Source organism: Bacillus sp. AF23, from assembly GCF_020861455.1.
GTDB classification, from domain to species: Bacteria; Bacillota; Bacilli; order Bacillales; family Bacillaceae; genus Bacillus; species Bacillus halotolerans.
This window is the reverse complement of sequence record NZ_JAJHVY010000015.1, coordinates 492321-516159: the sequence shown is the minus strand read 5'-3', so window position 1 is coordinate 516159 and position 23839 is coordinate 492321. Positions and strand designations below refer to the sequence as shown.

Annotated in this window: 22 protein-coding genes, 1 pseudogene, 2 riboswitches and 1 other annotated feature; all 23 genes and pseudogenes read left to right on the top strand. The window is 45.6% G+C overall.

Annotated features, from left to right (window positions below; all coding sequences use genetic code 11):
• Positions 1-22: 22 nt before the first annotated feature.
• The 23 genes and pseudogenes from LNN34_RS07835 (at position 23) to pyrE (ending at position 23445) form a co-directional block, all read left to right on the top strand.
• Entirely contained in the window at positions 23-817 is a 795-nt protein-coding gene (locus LNN34_RS07835) for an ABC transporter ATP-binding protein (RefSeq protein ID WP_215510560.1), read from the top strand.
• Between the two features lie 8 nt (positions 818-825).
• A riboswitch (TPP riboswitch) is annotated at positions 826-928 on the top strand.
• Positions 929-1018: 90 nt separating this feature from the next.
• A pseudogene (locus LNN34_RS07830) lies at positions 1019-2304 on the top strand (acetylornithine deacetylase).
• An 82-nt stretch (positions 2305-2386) separates the two neighbouring features.
• Complete coding sequence (locus LNN34_RS07825) at positions 2387-2632, top strand: YlmC/YmxH family sporulation protein (RefSeq protein WP_044155967.1); 246 nt, start codon at positions 2387-2389, stop codon at positions 2630-2632.
• 161 nt (positions 2633-2793) lie between these two features.
• Positions 2794-3630 carry a peptidoglycan editing factor PgeF gene (gene pgeF, locus LNN34_RS07820; protein ID WP_229043064.1) on the top strand — a complete coding sequence of 279 codons (837 nt, stop codon included), beginning with the start codon at positions 2794-2796 and terminating at the stop codon, positions 3628-3630.
• 6 nt (positions 3631-3636) lie between these two features.
• Positions 3637-4329 carry a YggS family pyridoxal phosphate-dependent enzyme gene (locus LNN34_RS07815; protein ID WP_024121332.1) on the top strand — a complete coding sequence of 231 codons (693 nt, stop codon included), beginning with the start codon at positions 3637-3639 and terminating at the stop codon, positions 4327-4329.
• Entirely contained in the window at positions 4326-4778 is a 453-nt protein-coding gene (gene sepF / locus LNN34_RS07810) for a cell division protein SepF (RefSeq protein ID WP_024121333.1), read from the top strand. The genes LNN34_RS07815 and sepF overlap by 4 nt, the downstream gene beginning before the upstream one ends.
• A gap of 6 nt (positions 4779-4784) precedes the next feature.
• Entirely contained in the window at positions 4785-5057 is a 273-nt protein-coding gene (locus tag LNN34_RS07805) for a YggT family protein (protein WP_003221463.1), read from the top strand.
• Positions 5058-5118: 61 nt separating this feature from the next.
• On the top strand, positions 5119-5892 hold the full coding sequence (locus LNN34_RS07800) for an RNA-binding protein (RefSeq protein ID WP_229043063.1): 774 nt from the start codon (positions 5119-5121) through the stop codon (positions 5890-5892).
• Between the two features lie 94 nt (positions 5893-5986).
• Entirely contained in the window at positions 5987-6481 is a 495-nt protein-coding gene (gene divIVA, locus LNN34_RS07795) for a septum site-determining protein DivIVA (protein WP_010334179.1), read from the top strand.
• Between the two features lie 62 nt (positions 6482-6543).
• Positions 6544-6771: a binding site (T-box leader), on the top strand.
• 51 nt (positions 6772-6822) lie between these two features.
• Entirely contained in the window at positions 6823-9588 is a 2766-nt protein-coding gene (gene ileS, locus LNN34_RS07790) for an isoleucine--tRNA ligase (RefSeq protein ID WP_229043062.1), read from the top strand.
• Positions 9589-9731: 143 nt separating this feature from the next.
• Entirely contained in the window at positions 9732-10106 is a 375-nt protein-coding gene (gene ylyA, locus LNN34_RS07785; protein ID WP_024121336.1) for a sporulation-related RNA polymerase-binding protein YlyA, read from the top strand.
• Between the two features lie 109 nt (positions 10107-10215).
• Entirely contained in the window at positions 10216-10680 is a 465-nt protein-coding gene (gene lspA / locus LNN34_RS07780; protein ID WP_010334181.1) for a signal peptidase II, read from the top strand.
• Position 10681: 1 nt separating this feature from the next.
• Positions 10682-11593 (top strand): RluA family pseudouridine synthase, encoded by a 912-nt coding sequence (locus LNN34_RS07775; protein ID WP_044155962.1) that lies wholly within the window; start codon positions 10682-10684, stop codon positions 11591-11593.
• 183 nt (positions 11594-11776) lie between these two features.
• Positions 11777-12322 (top strand): bifunctional pyrimidine operon transcriptional regulator/uracil phosphoribosyltransferase, encoded by a 546-nt coding sequence (gene pyrR, locus LNN34_RS07770; RefSeq protein ID WP_024121338.1) that lies wholly within the window; start codon positions 11777-11779, stop codon positions 12320-12322.
• A gap of 174 nt (positions 12323-12496) precedes the next feature.
• Complete coding sequence (gene pyrP / locus LNN34_RS07765) at positions 12497-13804, top strand: uracil permease PyrP (RefSeq protein ID WP_059292818.1); 1308 nt, start codon at positions 12497-12499, stop codon at positions 13802-13804.
• A 146-nt stretch (positions 13805-13950) separates the two neighbouring features.
• Entirely contained in the window at positions 13951-14865 is a 915-nt protein-coding gene (locus LNN34_RS07760) for an aspartate carbamoyltransferase catalytic subunit (RefSeq protein WP_059292817.1), read from the top strand.
• Positions 14849-16135 carry a dihydroorotase gene (locus tag LNN34_RS07755; RefSeq protein WP_229043061.1) on the top strand — a complete coding sequence of 429 codons (1287 nt, stop codon included), beginning with the start codon at positions 14849-14851 and terminating at the stop codon, positions 16133-16135. The genes LNN34_RS07760 and LNN34_RS07755 overlap by 17 nt, the downstream gene beginning before the upstream one ends.
• Positions 16132-17226 carry a carbamoyl phosphate synthase small subunit gene (locus tag LNN34_RS07750; RefSeq protein WP_217827039.1) on the top strand — a complete coding sequence of 365 codons (1095 nt, stop codon included), beginning with the start codon at positions 16132-16134 and terminating at the stop codon, positions 17224-17226. The genes LNN34_RS07755 and LNN34_RS07750 overlap by 4 nt, the downstream gene beginning before the upstream one ends.
• Positions 17211-20426, top strand: coding sequence for a carbamoyl-phosphate synthase (glutamine-hydrolyzing) large subunit (gene carB / locus LNN34_RS07745; RefSeq protein ID WP_099042929.1), 3216 nt, complete (start codon positions 17211-17213; stop codon positions 20424-20426). Before LNN34_RS07750 ends, carB begins: the two co-directional genes overlap by 16 nt.
• A complete protein-coding gene (pyrK, locus tag LNN34_RS07740) occupies positions 20423-21193 on the top strand; it encodes a dihydroorotate oxidase B electron transfer subunit (protein WP_024121343.1) in 771 nt (256 codons plus the stop codon). Before carB ends, pyrK begins: the two co-directional genes overlap by 4 nt.
• The gene (locus LNN34_RS07735) at positions 21193-22128 is read left to right on the top strand and encodes a dihydroorotate dehydrogenase (RefSeq protein ID WP_069486510.1); all 936 of its coding nucleotides are present in this window, start codon (positions 21193-21195) and stop codon (positions 22126-22128) included. Before pyrK ends, LNN34_RS07735 begins: the two co-directional genes overlap by 1 nt.
• Complete coding sequence (gene pyrF, locus LNN34_RS07730) at positions 22097-22816, top strand: orotidine-5'-phosphate decarboxylase (protein ID WP_199397607.1); 720 nt, start codon at positions 22097-22099, stop codon at positions 22814-22816. The genes LNN34_RS07735 and pyrF overlap by 32 nt, the downstream gene beginning before the upstream one ends.
• Positions 22813-23445, top strand: a complete 633-nt coding sequence (gene pyrE, locus LNN34_RS07725) for an orotate phosphoribosyltransferase (protein ID WP_059292811.1) — start codon at positions 22813-22815, stop codon at positions 23443-23445. The genes pyrF and pyrE overlap by 4 nt, the downstream gene beginning before the upstream one ends.
• A 144-nt stretch (positions 23446-23589) precedes the next feature.
• A riboswitch (SAM riboswitch) is annotated at positions 23590-23695 on the top strand.
• The last annotated feature ends 144 nt before the right edge of the window (positions 23696-23839 follow it).

Below are 23839 nucleotides of genomic sequence, written 5' to 3'. Positions count from 1 at the left end.
GCTTGGAAAGAGGAGGACCACAATGATTTTGAAGCTTGACAATGTCTCACTAAAACGGAATGGAAAATGGATACTAAAGGATATTCATTGGAAAGTAGAAGAAAAGGAGAATTGGGTGCTTTACGGATTAAACGGAGCTGGGAAGACCGCGCTGTTAAATATGTTATGCTCTTACTATTTTCCGACAGCAGGCGAGATGCAGGTGCTTGGTCATGTATTCGGAAAAACGGAGCTGGGAGATAAACTCAGACGAAAAATCGGCCTTGTCTCAGCGGGTCTTCAGCAAAAATTGTATCCGGCAGATTCAGCTTTTGAAATTGCTCTGAGCGGGGCATATGCTTCGATTGGCTTGTATGAAACACCAAGTGCGGAAATCAGAGAAAAAGCGATTGCCCTGCTCGAGGACTTAGGAGCCATTGATTATGCCGACCGCCGCTACGAAACTCTTTCTCAAGGAGAGAAACAAAGAGCTTTAATCGCAAGAGCGCTAATGGCTGATCCGGAGCTGCTTATACTGGACGAACCAGTTACAGGACTTGATTTTATTGCCCGGGAAAAACTGTTAGATACGATTACGCACATTGCAAGCAGGGAAAATGCGCCGTCTATTCTTTATGTTACGCATCATGCAGAAGAAATTTTGCCGATATTTGATAAAGCCCTCTTGTTAAAAAAGGGAGAAGTCTTTAGGTCAGGACAAATGAAAGACATGCTGACAGACGAATCACTTTCTTCTTTTTTTGATATGCCGATCCATGTATTATGGAATCAGGATCGTCCGTTTTTAACAAGAGCTGAGCCGGTAACAAATGCATAACAACATACGATTCATCCTGGGGGTGCTTTCGAAGCTGAGAGAGACGCTTGTCTCAACCCTTATTGACCTGATCTGGATCATACCAGCGGAGGGAAGCGGTGAAAAAAGCGGAGAATGCAGCAGCTTGCACTCTGCTTTCTTTATTAAGCCGTTTCATGAATATGAAACGGCTTTTTTCTATTAAAAATAGGAGCGGATAACATGATTGATCAAGTAGAATCTTTACTGAAAAAAGCGGAAGAACAAAAGGACGAGCTCATTGAGCTTGCGAAAACGCTGATTTCTTTTAAAACACCGGCGCCGCCTGCGAGAAATACAGACAGCATCCAAACATGGATTGCGCAGTTTTTGCTTGAACGGGGATTTTCCATCGACAAATGGGACGTTTATCCAGGAGATCCCAATGTTGTGGGTGTTTTAAAGGGAACAAATTCAGCAGCCTATCAAAGTTTAATCATCAATGGGCATGTCGATGTGGCAGAGGTAAAAGAGGGCGAGGACTGGGTGCATGGCATGACCCGTTTTGTCCCAGTGAGAAAAACGGTTTCTTAATCGGCCGGGGCGCTTCAGATATGAAAGGCGGAATGGCCTGTGTGCTGTTTGCTTTAAAGCTGATTCGTGAAGCGGGCGTTGAGCTCCCGGGCGATTTGATTCTGCAATCGGTCATCGGGGAGGAAGTCGGAGAGGCCGGCACGCTTGAATGCTGCAAAAAGGGCTATCACGCAGACTTTGCAGTTGTGGCGGATACGAGCGATATGCATATTCAAGGCCAAGGCGGAGTGATTACAGGCTGGATCGAAATGAAAAGCAGTCAAACGTTTCACGATGGAACAAGACGGAATATGATCCACGCTGGCGGAGGAACATTCGGGGCGAGCGCAATCGAAAAAATGGCAAAAATCATTTCTGGACTCGGTGAGCTGGAGCGCCATTGGGCCATTATGAAAAGCTATCCCGGCTTTACCCCCGGCACAAACACAATTAATCCTGCTGTTATAGAAGGAGGCAGACATGCGGCCTTTATAGCTGATGAGTGCCGATTATGGATTACCGTCCATTTTTATCCCAATGAAACGCATGAAGAAGTGGCTGCTGAAATAGAAGATTACATCAACAGGCTGAGTGACAGTGATATTTGGCTGAGGGAAAACCGTCCTGTCTTCAAATGGGGAGGCTCTTCAATGATTGAAGAAAGAGGAGAAATTTTTCCGGCCTTGGAAGTTGATCCGGCTCATCCCGGCGTTTTAGCCCTTACGGCGTCACATGAGGAGATCAAACAGGAACGCCCGATCATTGACGTTTCTCAAACCGTAACCGATGGGGGATGGCTTTATAATGCCGGTATTCCAAGCGTGATATACGGACCGGGCGATTTATATAATGCTCATGCCGTTAATGAAGAGGTATCGATTGAGCAGCTCGTAGATTATACGAAAATCATGCTCACGTTCATCATAAGATGGTGCAGCCGCAAAAAAGAACAATGATATGAAAATTTCTCCTTGCTGACAAGGTTCAGCCCGCCCGTTCATATACTAGAAAAAAAGGACCGAAAAAGGATGTGATGGGATGATCAGCATTTCAGAATTTCAAGTAAAGGATGTCGTCAATGTCTCTAACGGAAAAAAATTAGGGAGCATCGGTGATATTGATATCAATGTCACCACAGGAAAAATTCAGGCGATTATACTAGGGGGAAATGGAAAAGTTCTCGGTTTTTTTGGAAAGGAAGAGGAAATGGTCATTCCTTGGCGAAATATAGTTAAAATCGGAGAAGATGTCATTTTAGTCCGATTAAGTGAATCCAATGTTTAACCTGCTTTTTTGCCGCTGATTGTCAAATGCCGGAAGTCTGAACTCTTCCGGCACATTTCATTTATGAAATATGTAAATCGGCGCTAAACGAATGCAGAAAGATGTGGTAAAATAAGTGGGAAATTACGCCTTATAAATGTTTGTCGAAAGGTTGGATCATCATGAATACATATCACCCATTCAGTCTCACCACCCCCTCGACACTCATGATACAAGACTGGAAACAAACGAATCAAAACGATGCGGAAGTCATTGCCGGGTTTACTACGAAAAACGGCGGTGTCAGCCAAAAACCTTTTGAGTCGTTAAATACAGGATTGCACGTTCATGACAAAGATGCAGATGTGGTTAAAAATCGTAAATATATAGCCGATATGTTTAATATTGATTTGCAGTCTTGGGTATTTGCTGACCAGACACACGACAATCGCGTCCAAAAAGTGACGCAGAGGGACAGGGGAAAAGGCGCCCGTGAGTATCTCTCAGCTTTTAAAGCAACAGACGGGCTCTATACAAATGATAAAAATGTATTTTTGGCATTATGCTTTGCTGATTGTGTGCCTCTATTCTTTTTCGATCCGGTGAAATCGCTTGTCGGGATTGCTCATGCCGGATGGAAAGGCACGGTCAAACAGATTGGCAGAGAAATGGTGAAGCAATGGACCGAACAGGAGGGCTCGACGCTTTCTGATATATACGCTGTTGTCGGACCGTCTATCTGCGGTGCGTGCTATACGGTAGATGACCGTGTGATGAATGCTGTCCGCGCATTGCCGTTTTCAGCAGATCGCGCCGTGAATCAGACGGGGCAGGGGCAGTATCAGCTTGACCTGAAAGAGCTGAACCGACTCATACTGGTCGACAGCGGTTTGGCAAATGAGCAGATTTCTGTCAGCGGTTTATGTACGGAAAGTGAGCCGTCACTTTTCTTTTCCCATCGACGAGATCAGGGGAAAACAGGACGGATGATGTCCTTTATCGGAATGAAGGAGGCATAAAAGATCTTGCGTGTTGTTGATCATTTACGACATATAAACGAACGAATAAACGAAGCATGTAACAGATCGGGCCGCAGATCCGATGAAGTTACGGTTATTGCAGTCACAAAATATGTGTCGCCTGAAAGAGCACAGGAGGCGGTAGATGCGGGCATCACGTGCCTCGGAGAGAACCGGGACGCCGAACTGCTTCGCAAACAGGAAATCATTAAAGGAAATCCGGAATGGCATTTTATCGGCAGCCTTCAATCAAGAAAAGTCAAAGCTGTCGTCAATTCAGTTTCCTATATTCATTCCCTGGACCGGCTTTCATTAGCGAAAGAAATTGAAAAACGGGCTGAAGGTGCTGTCCAATGCTTTGTGCAGGTCAATACCTCGCTTGAGCCCTCTAAACACGGCATGAATAAAGAAGAAGTGATACCATTCATACAGGAGCTTTCCGGCTTTGACAACATTGTTGTGGCCGGACTGATGACAATGGCTCCGCTGACTGATGACCAAGATGAGATTAGAAGCTGTTTCCGAACGCTTAGAGAACTTCGTGATCAGGTTCAAGAGCTGAAACAGCCGAACGCTCCGTGTACAGAACTGTCGATGGGCATGTCAAATGATTTTGAAATCGCGATTGAAGAAGGGGCTACTTATATTAGAATCGGCTCATCGTTAGTCGGAAATGAAACAGGGGGTGTACAGCAATGAGTATGAAAAATAAACTGAAAAACTTTTTCTCAATGGATGAAGAAGAATACGAATACGAATATATTGAAACTGAGCGGGATTCTCATGAAGAACAGGAACAAAAAGAAAAACCTGCTTATAATGCTGGTAAACCAGCAGCCAAACAGAATGTAGTAAGCTTGCAAAGTGTTCAGAAATCCTCTAAAGTGGTGTTGAGTGAGCCGCGCGTTTATGCGGAGGCGCAGGAAATAGCCGACCATCTGAAGAACAGGCGGGCAGTTGTCGTCAATCTTCAGCGGATACAGCATGACCAGGCGAAACGGATTGTTGACTTTTTAAGCGGCACCGTTTATGCCATTGGCGGCGATATCCAAAGAATCGGTTCAGATATTTTCCTATGCACGCCTGACAACGTAGATGTATCAGGCACAATTTCTGAGCTCATATCTGAAGACGATCAGAGGTGGTAAAGCGAGATGATCCTTTATCAAGTTTTTTCGGTTTTAAGCTTATTAATTACAATATACTCATTTGCCCTGATCATATATATTTTTATGTCATGGGTGCCGAGTACGAGGGAAACAGCAGTCGGACGGTTTTTAGCGTCGATCTGTGAACCATATCTCGAGCCATTCAGAAAAATCATCCCTCCAATTGCAATGCTGGATATCTCGCCAATCGTAGCCATTCTTGTGCTGCGGTTTGCAACAACCGGCTTGTGGGGGCTTTATCGCATGATTGCGTTTTAAGGTGACAGTTTGATAGGGGGCTTGGCAGCAGCCAAGCCTCTTTACATAGAAGGGAAAGACGATGAGCGATATTTATCAGCACTTCAGAAAAGAAGAGCGTGCCTTTATCGATCAGGCGCTCGAATGGAAAAGAATTGTCCAGGAGCAGTACCGGATGAAGCTGACAGACTTTTTAGATCCCCGGGAACAGGTCATTCTCGCTGCGGTCACGGGACAGGCAGATGTAGGACTGGCTTTTTCCGGCGGCTATGACAGAGCGGAGCGAAAACGGGCCATTTTATATCCTGAATACATCACGCCGGAAGAATCGGATTTTGAGCTTCAGGCGTTTGACGTTCGCTATGCTGAAAAATTTGTGACGATTGATCACCGGTCTCTCCTTGGTTCATTAATGGGAATTGGTCTGAAGCGGCAAAAGTTTGGCGATTTCGTGTTTTCAGAGACGGCGGTGCAAATCATTGTCTCAGCTGATACAGCCGATTTTGTTGCGGCTCAGCTTACCCATGCCGGAAAAGCTGCAGTCAAGCTTGAGAAAATTGACTTGTCAGACCTTGAAATTCCTGCACTGGATGTCGAAATAAGAGATGACACCGTTTCTTCTTTAAGGCTTGACGCGGTCTGCGCCTCTATGAGCAGGCAATCACGCCAGAAATCACAAACGCTGGTGAAAAACGGTCTCGTAAAAGTGAACTGGAAGGTTGTTGAAGACCCTTCTTACCAGGTTGCTGAAGGGGATATGCTCTCTATCAGGGGCTTTGGCCGCTGCAGCCTGACAAAAATCGAAGGGAAAACCAAAAAAGACAAGTGGAGAGTCACGTTTGAACGACAAAAATAGTCGGTTTTTCAGTTTTTTTCTCCATCTGTGCGAAATTTGTTTTATAATGTGAACTAGATAACCGTACTGAAATGTAAAAAATGGAGGTGGCATCATGCCATTAACGCCGAATGATATTCACAACAAGACGTTTACAAAAAGTTTTCGCGGATATGATGAAGACGAGGTAAATGAATTCTTAAGTCAAGTCAGAAAAGATTACGAAATTGTTCTCCGTAAAAAAACAGAGCTTGAAGCGAAAGTCAATGAGCTCGATGAAAGAATCGGACACTTTGCCAACATTGAAGAAACGCTGAATAAATCGATTCTGGTTGCCCAAGAAGCAGCTGAGGACGTAAAGCGCAATTCTCAAAAGGAAGCAAAGCTGATTGTTCGGGAAGCGGAGAAAAACGCTGATCGCATCATCAACGAATCTTTATCGAAATCAAGAAAAATCGCAATGGAAATCGAAGAGCTGAAAAAACAGTCTAAAGTGTTCAGAACACGTTTCCAAATGCTGATTGAAGCGCAGCTTGATCTTCTGAAAAATGATGATTGGGATCATTTGCTTGAGTATGAAGTCGACGCTGTGTTTGAGGAAAAGGAATAAATTCTCTGATTACCTTGACATTTTCTTAGCTTGTCGAATATAATACGTTCATAAATTCAGATGAAAAGACGGTTGAAAGGGACAGTCATGTTTCCATCATGCCTTCATAGCGACCCGGAGATGGTGAAAGTCCGGGATGGCCGGAATCATGTAGATCAGCCCTTAAGTTTCCTTTCTGAACTCACAGTAGGTTAGGACGTTCATCACGTTACGATGCTCGAGAGGAAAAAGCGTAAGCCTGGCTTTTTCTAAAAGGGTGGTACCGCGAGATAAGCTTTCTCGTCCCTTATGGGATGAGAGGGCTTTTTTTATTTTCTGAAAAAATTGGTGGAGGAATGAAAATGGATTACAAAGACACGCTCTTAATGCCGAAAACAGATTTTCCGATGCGAGGCAACTTGCCAAACCGTGAGCCTGACATGCAAAAGAAATGGGAGGAGCAGGATATCTACAGTCTAGTACAGGAACGGACGAAAGACCGCCCTAAATTTGTTTTACATGACGGGCCTCCGTACGCAAACGGCGATATCCACATGGGCCACGCGCTTAACAAAATTTTAAAGGACTTCATCGTCCGCTACAAATCAATGAGCGGGTACAACGCACCGTATGTACCGGGCTGGGATACACACGGGTTGCCGATTGAAACAGCTCTTACAAAAAATAAAAAAGTGAACCGCAAAGAAATGTCAGTAGCTGAATTCCGCAAGCTATGCGAAGAATATGCATGGAAGCAAATTGAAGGTCAGCGCGAGCAATTCAAGCGTCTTGGAGTCCGCGGCGACTGGGAAAATCCATATGTGACACTGAAACCGGAGTATGAAGCGCAGCAGATCCGCGTTTTCGGTGAAATGGCAAAACGAGGCTATATTTATAAAGGCCTTAAACCGGTTAACTGGTCACCTTCAAGTGAGTCTGCTTTAGCTGAAGCGGAAATCGAATATCAAGACAAACGCTCAGCATCTATTTACGTTGCGTTTGGCGTGAAAGACGGAAAAGGCGTGCTTGAAAACGGCGAGCGCATCATCATTTGGACAACAACGCCTTGGACGATTCCTGCAAACCTCGGCATTTCAGTTCATCCTGATCTGGAATACAGCGTGATTGCAGTCGGTGATGACCGCTTTGTTGTAGCAAGTGCACTGGTTGAAGCTGTAGCTTCTGCATGCGGCTTTGAGCAGTATGAAGTGACAAGAACGATCAAAGGAAAAGATCTCGAAAATATTATCGCTGAACATCCGCTATACGGCAGAGATTCACTCGTTATGCTTGGCGATCACGTGACAACTGACGCCGGAACAGGCTGTGTTCATACAGCACCTGGACATGGGGAAGATGACTTTATCATTGGCCAAAAATACGGCTTAGACGTCCTTTGTCCGGTTGATGAAAAAGGTGTGATGACAAGCGAAGCTCCTGGCTTTGAAGGTATGTTCTATGATGATGCAAACAAAGTGATCACACAGCAGCTCGAAGAAAAAGGCGCGCTCGTGAAGCTTGAATTCATTACACACTCCTATCCGCACGATTGGAGAACAAAGAAACCAACCATTTTCAGAGCAACTGCGCAATGGTTTGCGTCTATTAAAGATTTCAGATCAGACCTGCTGGATGCCATTAAAGAAACCAAATGGGTTCCTGAATGGGGCGAGCAGCGTTTGCACAACATGGTTCGTGACCGCGGAGACTGGTGTATTTCCAGACAGCGTGCATGGGGTGTGCCGATTCCGGTATTTTATGCTGAAAACGGCGAGCCAATCATTACAGATGAAACGATTGAGCACGTTTCAGAATTGTTTAGACAACATGGCTCAAACATTTGGTTTGAAAAAGAAGCGAAGGATCTTCTTCCGGAAGGCTTTACGCATCCTGGAAGCCCGAACGGCACTTTTACAAAAGAACAGGACATCATGGATGTTTGGTTTGATTCTGGTTCTTCCCACCAAGCGGTGCTTGAAGAACGCGAGGATCTCGTTCGGCCGGCTGATTTATACCTTGAAGGCTCTGACCAATACCGGGGCTGGTTTAACTCATCTCTATCAACAGCAGTAGCCGTAACAGGAAAAGCGCCATATAAAGGTGTGCTCAGCCATGGGTTTGCACTGGATGGAGAAGGACGCAAAATGAGTAAATCCATCGGTAACGTCGTCGTTCCAGCAAAAGTCATGAAACAGCTTGGCGCCGACATTTTGAGATTATGGGTGTCTTCTGTTGACTACCAGGCGGATGTTCGCGTGTCTGATGCGATTCTGAAGCAGGTTGCTGAAGTATACCGTAAAATCCGCAACACGTTCCGTTTCCTTCACGGCAACCTGTTCGATTTTGCTCCAAAAACAAACGCGGTGGCTGTTGAAGATCTTCGTGAAGTCGATCAGTATATGCTGATTAAGCTAAACAAACTGATTGATAAAGTGAAAAAAGCGTATGACGAATACGAGTTTGCGGTTGTGTATCACAGCATCCATAATTTCTGTACAATTGAATTAAGCTCATTCTATCTGGATTTCGCTAAGGATATTGTATACATTGAGCATGCGGATCATCCGGATAGACGCAGCATGCAGACTGTATTCTATGAAACGCTGCTTGCGTTAGTGAAGCTTACAGCACCGATTCTGCCTCATACCGCTGACGAATTATGGTCCCACTTAACATTTGTTGACGAGCAGAGCGTTCAGCTGACAGACATGCCGGAAACGATTGCGGTTCCAAACAGCGAAGCGACAGAAGATAAGTTTGACCGTTTTATGTCTCTTCGTGATGATGTGCTAAAAGCGTTAGAAACAGCACGAAATGAAAAAATCATCGGTAAATCATTGGAAGCAAGCCTGAAATTGTATCCGAATAAAGAAAACAAAGAGCTATTAGCTTCTATTAAAGAAAATCTTTCTCAGCTGTTTATTGTTTCTGAATTAACCATCAGCGAAGAAAATGAAGCGCCAAACGATGCGCAAAGCTTTGAGACAGGGAAAATCGCTGTCGAGAAAGCTGAAGGCGAAATGTGTGAGAGATCCCGTGTGATTTCTAAAGATGTAGGTGCGAACCCGAAATATCCTACATTGTCACTGCGCAACGCTGAAATCGTTGAAAAGTATTATCAGAACTAATGAAAAGAGCCCGGCGCAAAAGCCGGGCCTTTTTTGTGCCAAGAGTGACATCGTTTAGAATGGCAGGAAAAATCTTATGGGCTTTAGATCATCATTCACAGGTAACAATATAGGTATTACGTTAAGAGCAGGAGTTGTGATGAATGAATGATCAACTGACCGCAATTTATACGGAACTTCTTCTGATGAAAGAAGAATTACAGTCGAGATTATTTGAGTATTCTTGCTTTCAGGTTTCAACAAGCCCGCAAGCAGCAATCAATCATAAACAAAAAGCAACTCTGATCTATCATATTAAAGAAGAGCTTCAAGACGTTCTTCTCGCATTGTCGAAAATTGAGGACGGCACATTCGGATACTGTGAAGAAACTGGAGCTCCCATCCCTCTTTCAAAGCTGGCTGTGCTGCCGACAGCGCGAACAGCAAATGATTTTCTGTATTCAGTCCAATTTGAAAAAAAAACACTTCCTCTGTGGAAATCAACTGATATCGAATATGATCAGGCGCTGTATGAATAACAGCGCCTCTCCGATTAAGTCTGTATAGAGCTGATATTTCTTTACTCCAGTGCTTTTTATTGATAAAATGCATAATGGACTAAAGTAACCGTATAATGGAGGAACGTTTGTGCTGTATTACGTTATCGCACTACTTATTATCGCAGCTGATCAACTGACAAAATGGCTTGTCGTCAAGAACATGGAACTTGGACAAAGCATACCGATCATTGATCAGGTATTCTATATCACCTCCCATCGCAATACGGGTGCGGCGTGGGGGATACTAGCCGGTCAGATGTGGTTTTTCTACCTCATCACAACTGCAGTCATTATTGGTATTGTTTATTACATACAGCGTTATACGAAAGGGCAAAAGCTTCTTGGTGTTTCCCTTGGACTCATGCTTGGCGGCGCCATCGGCAATTTTATCGATCGGGCTGTCAGACAGGAAGTGGTGGATTTTATCCATGTCATTATCGTCAATTACAATTATCCGATTTTTAATATCGCGGACTCTTCATTATGTGTCGGCGTAATGCTTTTATTTATACAAATGCTGTTGGACAGCGGGAAAAAGAAGAAGGAGCAATAGCATGAATCAATTTGACATAACCGCTTCAGAAGAACAAAAAAGTGAGCGGATTGATAAATTTCTGGCATCGACTGAAAATGGTTGGTCGAGAACCCAGGTGCAGCTATGGGTGAAGGACGGACAAGTTGTCGTGAACGGAAGCCCTGTAAAATCGAATTATAAAATTCAGCCGGGGGATCAGGTGACCGTCACTGTGCCTGAGCCTGAAGCGCTCGACGTGCTGGCAGAACCTATGGATCTGGATATTTACTATGAAGATCAGGATGTGCTGGTCGTCAATAAACCTCGCGGAATGGTTGTGCACCCAGCTCCCGGGCATCTTACGGGTACACTTGTAAACGGCCTTATGGCTCATTGTACGGACCTATCCGGAATAAATGGCGTGATGCGCCCGGGGATTGTCCATAGAATCGATAAGGACACGTCTGGCTTATTAATGGTGGCGAAGAATGATATGGCGCACGAGTCACTTGTAAACCAATTGGTCAACAAAACGGTTACGCGGAAATATACGGCAGTTGTCCATGGGCTTATTTCTCACGATGACGGTACAATTGATGCGCCGATCGGGCGGGATAAGAAAGATCGGCAAAGCATGACTGTAACACGTGATGGAAAAAACGCCGTCACTCATTTTCATGTTCTTGACCGCTTCCAGGAGTTTACGCTTGTGGAATGCCAGCTTGAAACAGGAAGAACGCACCAAATCCGTGTGCATATGAAGTATATCGGATTCCCGTTAGCGGGAGATCCGAAATACGGGCCGAGAAAAACGATCGATTTTAACGGACAGGCGCTTCATGCCGGAATTTTAGGTTTTCAGCATCCGCGCACTGACGAATATATTGAATTTGAAGCACCGCTTCCTGAGGATATGTCTGCTTTAATTGAAAATTTGAGAAAAACCCGTTGACAGGGCATCTCTTTTTTGAAATAATAAACGAAGCTGAATAGATTCTTTAAAACAGTCCAGAGAGGCTGAGAAGGATAACGGATTGACGGGATACGTGTATATGCACGCACCTTGTCCTAAAACCCCTCTCTGCCAATGGCAAGAGGGGTTTTTTCTTCTAAATGAACTGTGAGGTGTCACATAATGAATCAAAAAGCTGTCATTCTCGACGAACAGGCAATCAGACGTGCGCTGACCAGAATTGCTCACGAAATGATTGAACGCAATAAAGGGATGAACAACTGCATCCTTGTCGGTATCAAGACAAGAGGCATTTACTTGGCAAAACGCCTCGCCGAACGGATAGAACAGATTGAAGGGAATCCTGTAACGGTTGGAGAAATTGATATCACCCTTTACAGAGACGATCTATCCAAAAAAACGAGCAATGAAGAACCGCTTGTGAAAGGTGCAGATATACCGGTAGACATCACAGATCAAAAAGTAATTGTCGTAGATGATGTTCTTTACACAGGAAGAACGGTCAGAGCCGCAATGGACGCCCTTGTCGATGTAGGCAGACCTTCCTCGATTCAACTGGCTGTGCTTGTTGACAGAGGACACAGAGAACTGCCGATCCGAGCAGATTACATCGGGAAAAACATCCCGACTTCAAAAGCTGAAAAGGTTATGGTTCAGCTTGATGAGGTTGACAAAAACGATCTCGTCGCCATTTATGAAAATGAATAATGTATCACCTTTTTAAACGCAATCCAGAGAGGTTGCAAAGAGGTGCACAGCGAAGCCCCGAAAGTATGCGGCCGGTCTTTGTATGCCTCTTTGCGTAAAAACAGCAAAGAGGTTTTTTTATACAGTTATTAAGTCATCCTAATATGAAAAGTCATCAATCAGGGGGAAATCATCATGAGTAAGAAAAAAGTTAATTTAGGAGTCAGGGAAATCCCGAAACCTTTCTCTTGGGTTTCGTTCAGCCTGCAGCATTTATTCGCGATGTTTGGCTCAACGATTTTGGTTCCGAAGCTGGTCGGAATGAGTCCTGCTGTTGCATTGGTGACGAGCGGTATCGGAACACTTGCTTACCTTCTGATCACGAAAGGACAAATACCAGCGTATCTCGGTTCATCCTTTGCCTTTATTTCTCCGATCATCTTGGTAAAAGCGACCGGCGGACCCGGAGCGGCAATGATTGGTGCGTTTCTGGCAGGGCTTGTGTACGGGCTGATTGCCTTGCTGATCAGACAGCTCGGAACAGGCTGGCTGATGAAGCTTCTCCCGCCTGTCGTCGTAGGTCCGGTTATTATCGTCATTGGACTGGGTCTGGCCGGCACAGCGGTAAATATGGCCATGTATGCTGATCCGAATGCCAGTGAGCTGGTTTACAGCTTAAAACATTTCAGTGTTGCAGGTGTCACTTTAGCGATCACGATCATTTGCGCGATTTTCTTGCGGGGCTTCTTAAGCTTAATCCCGGTTTTGATCGGAATCATCGGCGGATACTTGTTTGCCTTGACTCAAGGAATTGTCAACTTCCAGCCGGTGCTTGACGCGAAATGGTTTGCAGTTCCTGAATTTATCATCCCGTTTAAAGATTATACACCGTCAGTGACGCTTGGCATCGCCGCAGCAATGGTCCCTGTCGCATTTGTTACCATGTCAGAGCATATCGGCCACCAGATGGTGCTGAGCAAAGTTGTAGGACAAGACTTCATTAAAAAACCGGGTCTCCATCGCTCAATAATGGGCGACAGCGCGGCCACAATCCTTGCTTCCTTGATTGGCGGCCCGCCTACAACAACTTATGGAGAAAACATTGGCGTACTGGCCATTACGAGAGTGTTCAGCGTCTTTGTTATCGGAGGCGCGGCAGTGATTGCCCTTTGTTTCGGCTTCATCGGCAAAATATCTGCGCTTATCAGTTCAGTCCCGTCAGCGGTTATGGGAGGCGTTTCCTTTCTGCTGTTCGGCATCATCGCTTCCAGCGGTTTGAGAATGCTGATTGACAACAAAATTGATTATGAAAATAACAGAAACCTCATCATCACATCAGTCATCCTTGTAATCGGCGTAGGCGGCGCATTTATTCAGGTGTCTGAAGGAGGATTCCAAGTGTCAGGCATGGCGCTTGCGGCAATTGTAGGTGTCGTCTTAAACCTGATTCTTCCGCAAGCGAAGGAAGAACAGGCAGACACATCCGAACAACATCATATTTAAACCTTTTAATGAAAGTCCAGAGAGGCTTGGAAGGGTTATAAAGAGAAGAAAGCTTCACGCTGCTCCTCTATTTAACCGTACCCCGAGTCTATCCAAGACCGGGGTTTTTTCAGCCTTAAACAAGTTGAAATGAGAGGGGAAAGAAAATGAAGCATTTAACGACGATGAGTGAACTCAGCACTGGGGAAATCAAAGACTTGCTTCAAACTGCTCAAGACCTTAAAAACGGAAAAACAGACCATCAGCTGACAGGTAAATTTGCAGCGAATCTGTTTTTTGAACCAAGCACCAGAACACGATTCAGCTTTGAGGTAGCTGAAAAGAAACTGGGCATGAATGTCCTGAATCTTGACGGAACAAGCACCAGCGTACAAAAAGGCGAAACCTTATATGACACAATTCGAACGCTCGAATCAATCGGTGTTGACGCGTGTGTCATCAGACACAGTGAGGATGAGTACTACAAAGAGCTTGTCGGACATGTAAATATCCCGGTTCTGAATGCGGGAGACGGGTGCGGCCAGCATCCGACACAATCATTGCTTGATTTAATGACAATCAATGAAGAATTCAATACGTTCAAAGGTCTTACCGTCTCCATTCACGGCGACATTAAGCACAGCAGAGTCGCGAGGTCTAATGCTGAAGTGTTGACAAGACTCGGTGCCCGCGTTCTGTTTTCCGGTCCGCCGGAATGGCAGGATGAAGAAAATACGTTTGGCGCGTATGTCCCAATGGATGAAGCAGTAGAGACTTCGGATGTTGTCATGCTGCTGCGTATTCAAAATGAAAGACATCAGTCAGCTGTCAGCCAGGAAGGCTATTTAAATGAATTCGGCTTGACTGTAGAACGGGCTGAACGTATGAAGCAGCATGCGATTATTATGCACCCGGCGCCTGTGAACAGAGGAGTGGAGATTGATCACAGCTTAGTAGAAAGTAAAAAATCAAGAATCTTCAAACAAATGCAAAATGGCGTATTTATCAGAATGGCAGTGTTACAGCGAGCCTTACAAACCAATGCGAAAAGAGGAGAAGCAGCGTATGTCATATCTCATTAAAAACGGCTGGATACTTAACGAAAATGGTGAAAAAACAGAACAGGATATTCGAGTGACAGGAGAGGTCATCTCAGAAATCGGCAAGCTTGATGCAACAGATGGAGAAACGGTTATTGACGCGAAAGGATTGCTCGTTTCACCGGGGTTTGTTGACCTCCATGTACACTTTAGAGAGCCTGGCGGAGAGAAAAAAGAAACCATTGAAACAGGCGCAAAAGCAGCGGCGCGCGGCGGTTATACAACAGTAGCAGCTATGCCGAATACACGGCCGGTTCCTGATACGAAGGAGCAGATGGAATGGATGCAAAACCGCATTAAAGAAACATCATGCGTCAGAGTCCTTCCTTATGCATCTATTACGATCAGACAAATTGGCGATGAGATGACAAACTTTGAAGCATTAAAAGAAGCTGGGGCATTTGCATTTACAGATGACGGCGTCGGTATACAGACAGCAGGAATGATGTATGAAGCAATGAAACGCGCAGCCGCGATTGACAAAGCGATTGTCGCACATTGCGAGGATAACTCCTTAATTTACGGAGGCAGCGTCCATGAGGGGACGTTTTCAAAAGCGAACGGGCTTAACGGCATTCCTTCTGTGTGTGAATCGGTTCATATTGCCCGTGACGTGTTACTGGCTGAGGCGGCAAACTGCCATTACCATGTATGCCATATCAGCACGAAAGAATCTGTGAGAGTCGTGCGTGATGCGAAAAAAGCGGGAATTCGGGTCACAGCAGAAGTTTCACCTCACCATTTACTGCTTTGTGATGAAGACATTCCCGGGCTGGATACAAACTATAAAATGAACCCGCCGCTGCGCGGTGCGGAAGATAGAGATGCACTGATTGAAGGACTTTTAGACGGAACGATCGACTTTATAGCAACCGACCATGCGCCGCATACAGAAGAAGAGAAAAACACAGAAATGAAGCTGGCGCCGTTCGGAATTGTCGGTTTGGAAACAGCGTTCCCGCTTCTTTACACACATTTTGTTAAAAACGGCAGCTGGACGCTGAAACAGCTGATTGATTATATGACAATCAAGCCTTGCGAAGCGTTTGGTCTCCCATATGGAACACTGAAAACGGGACAAGCAGCTGACATCACATTAATCGATTTGGAAAAAGAAGCAGTTATAGACAAAGAAACATTCTTATCTAAAGGTAAAAACACACCATTTAACGGCCTTAACTGCAGCGGCTGGCCAGTCGCTACAATTGCAGCAGGAACGCTTGCTTATGAAGAAGGGAGACTTGTGAAATGAAAAGACGATTAGTACTGGAAAACGGAGCGGTATTTGAGGGGAAAGCCTTCGGGAGCTTGGAGCACAGCATGGGAGAAGTCGTTTTCAATACAGGTATGACTGGTTATCAGGAAATTTTGTCAGACCCTTCTTATTGCGGGCAGATCGTTACGTTCACATATCCGCTTATCGGAAATTACGGCATTAACCGTGATGACTTTGAATCTATTACGCCTTTTGTTAAAGGATTGATTGTGAAAGAATTATGTGAACTGCCTTCCAACTGGCGTTCAGCTTACACATTGGATGAGTATTTAAAAATGAAAAACATTCCGGGACTGCAAGGAATTGATACAAGAAAGCTGACGAGAATGATCCGCACGGCCGGCGCGCTAAAAGGAACGTTTGCCTCACCTGATGAAGATATCGAAGAAGTACTGAAAAGACTGAACGAAACTGAACTGCCGAGAAATCAAGTATCCCAAGTGTCAGCCAAAACAGCATACCCTAGTCCGGGAAGAGGCAAACGCATTGTCTTGGTGGACTTTGGCATGAAGCACGGCATTTTAAGAGAGCTGAACAAACGGAAATGTGACGTCATTGTTGTGCCTTACAATGTAACAGCAGAAGAAGTCCTTCAGCTGAAGCCAGACGGCATCATGCTTTCTAACGGACCTGGTGACCCGAAAGATGTACCTGAAGCAATTGAAATGATAAAAGGTGTTCTTGGAAAAGTGCCATTATTCGGAATTTGTCTCGGCCACCAATTATTTGCGCTGGCGTGCGGAGCCGATACTGAAAAAATGAAATTCGGTCACAGGGGCTCTAACCATCCGGTAAAAGAGCTTGCAACCGGAAAAGTTGCCTTAACATCCCAAAACCATGGCTATACAGTTTCATCTATTAATGAAACAGAGCTTGAAGTCACACACATCGCGATAAACGACGATACGATTGAAGGGCTGAAACACAAAACACTGCCGGCATTTACGGTTCAATATCATCCGGAAGCATCACCCGGTCCTGAGGATGCTAATCATCTATTTGACAGATTTATCGAAATGATCGAAACAACAGAGAAAGAAGGGGAAGCGGTATGCCAAAACGCGTAGACATTAACAAAATTTTAGTAATTGGGTCAGGACCAATTATCATCGGTCAGGCAGCTGAATTTGATTATGCGGGAACTCAAGCCTGCCTTGCATTAAAAGAAGAAGGCTATGAGGTTATTCTTGTCAACTCAAATCCTGCGACGATCATGACTGATACAGAAATGGCTGACCGGGTTTACATCGAACCGCTGACATCTGAATTTCTGACACGGATCATCAGAAAAGAACGTCCTGACGCCATTCTTCCTACACTCGGCGGGCAAACAGGCTTGAATCTTGCGGTTGAGCTTTCTGAGCAAGGTGTGCTGGAGGAGTGCGGCGTTGAGGTGCTCGGCACAAAGCTTTCTGCAATCCAGCAAGCTGAGGACCGTGACTTGTTCAGAACATTAATGAATGAGCTGAATGAACCCGTCCCTGAAAGTGAGATCATTCACTCGCTAGAAGAAGCGGAGAATTTCGTCAGCCAAATCGGATTTCCTGTCATTGTCCGCCCTGCATATACATTAGGCGGCACAGGCGGAGGGATTTGCTCCACCGAAGCTGAGCTGAAAGAAATTGTAGAAAACGGCTTAAAATTAAGCCCGGTTCACCAATGTTTGCTTGAAAAAAGCATTGCCGGCTACAAAGAAATCGAATACGAAGTCATGAGAGACAGCCAAGATCATGCGATTGTCGTTTGTAATATGGAGAACATTGATCCGGTCGGAATCCATACAGGAGACAGTATTGTCGTCGCACCGAGCCAAACGCTCAGCGACCGGGAATATCAGCTCCTCCGGAATGTATCTTTAAAACTGATTCGTGCGCTTGGAATTGAAGGCGGATGTAATGTACAGCTCGCTTTAGATCCAGACAGCTTCCAATACTACATCATTGAAGTGAACCCGCGTGTCAGCCGTTCATCTGCCCTTGCATCAAAAGCGACAGGCTATCCGATCGCAAAGCTCGCAGCTAAAATCGCCGTCGGCCTTTCATTAGACGAGATGATGAATCCGGTGACAGGTAAGACATATGCAGCGTTTGAACCAGCGCTGGACTATGTCGTATCTAAAATACCGCGCTGGCCATTTGATAAGTTTGAATCAGCAAACAGAAGGCTCGGCACTCAGATGAAAGCGACGGGAGAGGTAATGGCGATTGGCCGCACGCTTGAAGAATCGCTGCTGAAAGCTGTGCGTTCACTGGAAGCTGATGTGTATCATCTTGAATTAAAAGATGCCGCTGATATTTCAGACGAGCTTCTCGAGAAGCGGATTAAAAAAGCCGGAGACGAGCGTTTATTCTACCTGGCTGAAGCGTACAGAAGGGGCTACACAGTTGAGCAGCTTCATGAATTCTCTGCCATCGACCTCTTTTTCCTGCATAAGCTGTTCGGAATCGTTCAGTTTGAAAAAGAGCTGAAAGCAAATGCGGGCGATACAGATGTGCTGAGACAGGCAAAAGAACTCGGATTTTCTGATAAGTACATCAGCCGCGAGTGGAAAATGAAAGAATCTGAGCTTTACAGCATGAGAAAACAAGCGGGAATCGCACCGGTATTTAAAATGGTGGATACGTGCGCGGCGGAATTCGAATCAGAAACGCCATACTTCTACAGCACATATGAAGAAGAAAATGAATCTGTTGTTACAGATAAGAAAAGCGTGATCGTACTTGGCTCCGGCCCAATTCGAATCGGCCAGGGGGTTGAATTTGACTACGCCACGGTTCACTCTGTGTGGGCAATTAAACAAGCAGGTTATGAGGCAATTATCGTCAATAATAACCCGGAAACCGTGTCGACCGATTTCAGTATCTCAGACAAGCTGTACTTTGAACCGCTTACGATCGAAGATGTCATGCATATCATTGACCTCGAACAGCCGATGGGCGTTGTCGTGCAATTTGGCGGACAAACTGCAATCAACCTTGCTGACGAACTTTCTGCACGCGGAGTCAAAATCCTTGGAACGTCATTAGAAGATTTAGACCGTGCGGAAGACCGGGATAAGTTTGAACAGGCGCTGGAAGAACTTCAAGTGCCGCAGCCGCTTGGCAAAACTGCGACATCGGTTGATCAGGCGGTAAACATCGCAAGCAACATCGGCTATCCGGTACTGGTGCGCCCTTCATATGTGCTTGGCGGACGGGCGATGGAAATTGTCTATCATGAGGAAGAGCTGCTTCATTACATGAAAAACGCAGTCAAAATCAATCCGCAGCATCCAGTCTTAATTGACAGATATCTGACTGGGAAAGAAATCGAAGTGGATGCGGTGTCTGACGGCCAAACCGTTGTCATTCCGGGAATCATGGAGCACATTGAGCGTGCGGGCGTGCACTCCGGAGACTCCATCGCGGTCTATCCGCCGCAGTCTCTGACGGAAGACATTAAGAAAAAAATTGAACAATATACGATCGCACTCGCGAAAGGGCTGAACATTGTCGGCTTGCTCAACATTCAATTCGTCCTGTCACAAGGTGAAGTATACGTGCTTGAAGTCAATCCGAGATCAAGCAGAACGGTGCCGTTTTTAAGCAAGATCACGGGCATTCCGATGGCGAACCTCGCGACAAAAGTCATTCTCGGGCAAAAGCTGGCTGAGTTTGGCTACAATGAAGGCCTGCAGCCTGAACAGCAGGGCGTATTTGTAAAAGCGCCGGTCTTCTCCTTCGCGAAGCTGAGAAGAGTGGACATTACGTTAGGGCCTGAAATGAAATCAACAGGAGAGGTCATGGGCAAAGATTCCACTCTTGAAAAGGCCCTCTATAAAGCGCTGATAGCTTCAGGAATTCAAATTCCTAACTACGGTTCCGTGCTTTTAACAGTGGCTGATAAGGACAAAGAAGAAGGGCTTGCCATCGCTAAACGATTCCATGCGATCGGGTATAACATTTTAGCGACCGAAGGAACGGCGGGGTATCTCAAGGAAGCGTCAATTCCAGCGAAGGTCGTCGGAAAAATCGGTCAGGACGGCCCGAACTTGCTTGATGTGATCAGAAACGGAGAAGCCCAGTTTGTCATCAATACGCTGACAAAAGGAAAGCAGCCGGCAAGAGACGGATTTAGAATCAGACGTGAATCAGTAGAAAACGGTGTTGCTTGCTTAACATCTTTAGATACGGCAGAAGCCATTTTGCGGGTGCTGGAAAGCATGACGTTCCGTGCCGATCAAATGCCGGCAATCAACACAAATCAGGAGGCGGCAATCACTATATGAAAAAAGCGTATTTGACGGTGTGTGCTAACCAGCAAATTGCAGACCGGGTGTATCAAATGGTTCTAAAAGGGGAGCTTGTCCAAGGGTTTACTGTCCCGGGACAGTTCCTTCATCTGAAAGTGAGCGAAGCGGTTACGCCTCTTTTGCGAAGACCAATCAGCATTGCTGATGTTAACTTTGAAAAAAATGAAGTCACCATGATTTATCGAGTAGATGGGGAAGGAACAAGACTCTTGTCGCTGAAGCAGAAGGGAGATCTCGTGGATGTCCTCGGGCCTTTGGGCAATGGCTTTCCAGTAGATGAAGTCCAACCCGGAAAGACGGCTTTGCTGGTAGGAGGCGGTGTAGGAGTCCCGCCTCTCCAAGAACTGTCGAAACGTTTAAAGGAAAAAGGCGTAAAGGTCATACACGTTTTAGGATTCCAATCGGCAAAGGATGTTTTTTACGAAAAAGAATGCCGACAGTACGGCGACACATATGTAGCAACAGCTGACGGAAGCTACGGGGAAACCGGGTTTGTCACAGATGTCATCAAACAAAAAAATCTTGAATTTGACATTCTCCTCAGCTGCGGGCCGACACCGATGCTAAAGGCGCTCAAACAAGAATACGCCCACAAAGAGGTTTACATTTCCATGGAAGAACGAATGGGCTGCGGTATCGGTGCATGCTTCGCCTGTGTGTGCCATACAAACGAAAGTGAGACATCCTATGTAAAGGTATGTCTTGACGGACCTGTATTTAAAGCTCAGGAGGTGGCGCTGTAATGCTAGAGGTGAAATTGCCGGGTCTGGATTTGAAAAATCCGATCATTCCCGCATCAGGCTGCTTCGGTTTTGGAAAAGAGTTTGCGCGTTTTTATGATTTGTCTTGTCTCGGAGCAATCATGATCAAAGCTACGACAAAGGAGCCCCGCTTCGGGAATCCGACACCTAGGGTAGCTGAGACTGGCGCTGGAATGCTCAATGCGATCGGTCTGCAAAATCCAGGGCTGGAAAGCGTCTTAGAAAATGAGCTGCCATGGCTTGAGCAATTTGATACGCCTATTATTGCCAATGTCGCCGGCTCACAGGTCGAGGATTATGTTGAAGTCGCACAACATATCAGCAAAGCGCCTAATGTCCATGCGCTTGAATTGAACATTTCCTGTCCGAACGTCAAAACAGGCGGAATTGCTTTTGGCACAAATCCTGCCATGGCTGCTGATTTGACGAAGGCTGTTAAAAAAGTGTCAGATGTGCCTGTATATGTGAAGCTTTCTCCGAATGTGGCAAACATCACAGAAATTGCGGTAGCGATCGAAGAGGCGGGTGCGGATGGTCTAACGATGATCAACACATTAATCGGCATGAGGCTCGATTTAAAATCAGGCAAGCCAATATTAGCCAATAAAACTGGAGGGCTTTCGGGTCCTGCTGTAAAGCCTGTTGCCATCCGCATGGTGTATGAGGTCAGCCAGGCTGTCAGCATTCCGATTATCGGGATGGGAGGCGTTCAGACGGCCGAAGACGCATTGGAATTTCTTCTGGCTGGAGCAAGTGCGGTCGCTGTCGGAACAGCAAATTTCGTGAATCCTTTCGCATGCCCTGACATCATTGAACAGCTCCCAGCTGTTTTACGCCGATACGGCTATGAATCTGTTGAAGAATGCATCGGAAGGAGCTGGAAGCATGAAAAACAACCTGCCCATCATCGCGCTTGATTTTGCATCAGCTGAAGAAACACTGTCATTTTTAGCGCTTTTTCACAAAGAACCGTTATTTGTGAAGGTTGGAATGGAGCTTTTTTATCAAGAAGGCCCGGCTATCATTGCACAATTAAAAGAAAGAAACTGTGAGATCTTTTTAGATTTAAAGCTCCATGACATTCCGACCACGGTGAATAAAGCAATGAAGCGTCTTGCCTGCCTTGGAGTCGATCTCGTCAATGTTCACGCAGCCGGAGGCAAAAAAATGATGGAAGCAGCCCTGGAAGGCTTAGAGGAAGGCACGCCGGCAGGAAAACAACGTCCGTCACTTATTGCGGTAACCCAGCTGACAAGCACATCTGAACAAATGGTGAAGGATGAGCTGCTCATCAGAAAGCCTCTCATCGACACGGTTGTGCACTACAGCAAACTGGCGGAGAATAGCGGACTTGATGGAGTGGTGTGCTCTGTTCATGAAGCAAAAGCCATTTACGAAGCAGTGTCGCCGTCGTTTTTGACGGTGACTCCGGGTATCCGTATGTCAGCAGACACTGCGAATGATCAAGTCCGCGTTGCAACGCCTTCTATAGCAAGAGAAAAAGGGTCATCAGCAATTGTTGTGGGACGCTCTATTACAAAAGCTCTAAATCCGCTAAAAGCCTATGAAGCTGTCAAACTCGAATGGGAGGGAATCAAACAATGAAACAAATCATCGCAAAACATCTATTAGACATTCAAGCTGTATTTTTACGCCCGAATGAGCCGTTTACATGGGCGAGCGGCATTTTATCGCCAATTTACTGTGACAATCGCCTTACCCTTTCTTTCCCAGAGGTAAGAAATGATGTTGCTGCAGGCATCAGCAAGCTTATCCAGGAGCATTTCCCGGAAGCTGAGATGATCGCAGGAACAGCGACAGCAGGTATCCCTCATGCGGCATTGGCGGCTGACCGTTTGAACCTGCCGATGTGTTATGTGAGAAGCAAACCGAAAGCACATGGAAAAGGCAATCAAATTGAGGGTGCAGTTCAAAAAGGCCAAAAAACAGTTGTCATAGAAGATTTAATTTCCACAGGGGGCAGCGTACTCGAAGCTGCAGCAGCTCTGAAAACCGCTGGCTGTGAAGTGCTTGGTGTGGTATCAATCTTTACGTATGGACTTCCTAAAGCGCAGGAAGCGTTTGCTGAGGCTGATCTTCCATACTACTCGTTAACTGATTATGACACACTGACAGAGGTTGCACTTGAGAATGGAAATATTCATTCAGATGACCTGAAGAAGCTGCAAACATGGAAAATGAATCCCGAGTCAAAAGATTGGTTTAAAAATTAAAAAATAAATTTCAGTATTGTGAAGGGCTTTAATGCCTTGCCACGATTGAAAACAGGCCCTTGGGTCTGTTTTTTTATTAATCCTATAAAAAAACTCGGGTTGACTTATGTTAGAATTGTGCTAAAATTTACTACAAATCTGAAAAACTTATCAAGAGCGGCTGAGGGACTGGTCCTATGAAGCCCGGCAACCTGCACAATGTGTAAGGTGCTACTTCCAGCAAAATGTATTCCATTTTGAAAGATAAGGGCTACATGCAGTTCCTGTCTTTCTTTCCGCCGGATTGAAAGTTTTTTATTTTAAGAGGGGCTGTTTACGGAGATAACAGCAGCCGCATCACATTACAATTGGGAAAGACAACCGGCAGAAAGCTACTGTTTGTTTGTCTCCGAAA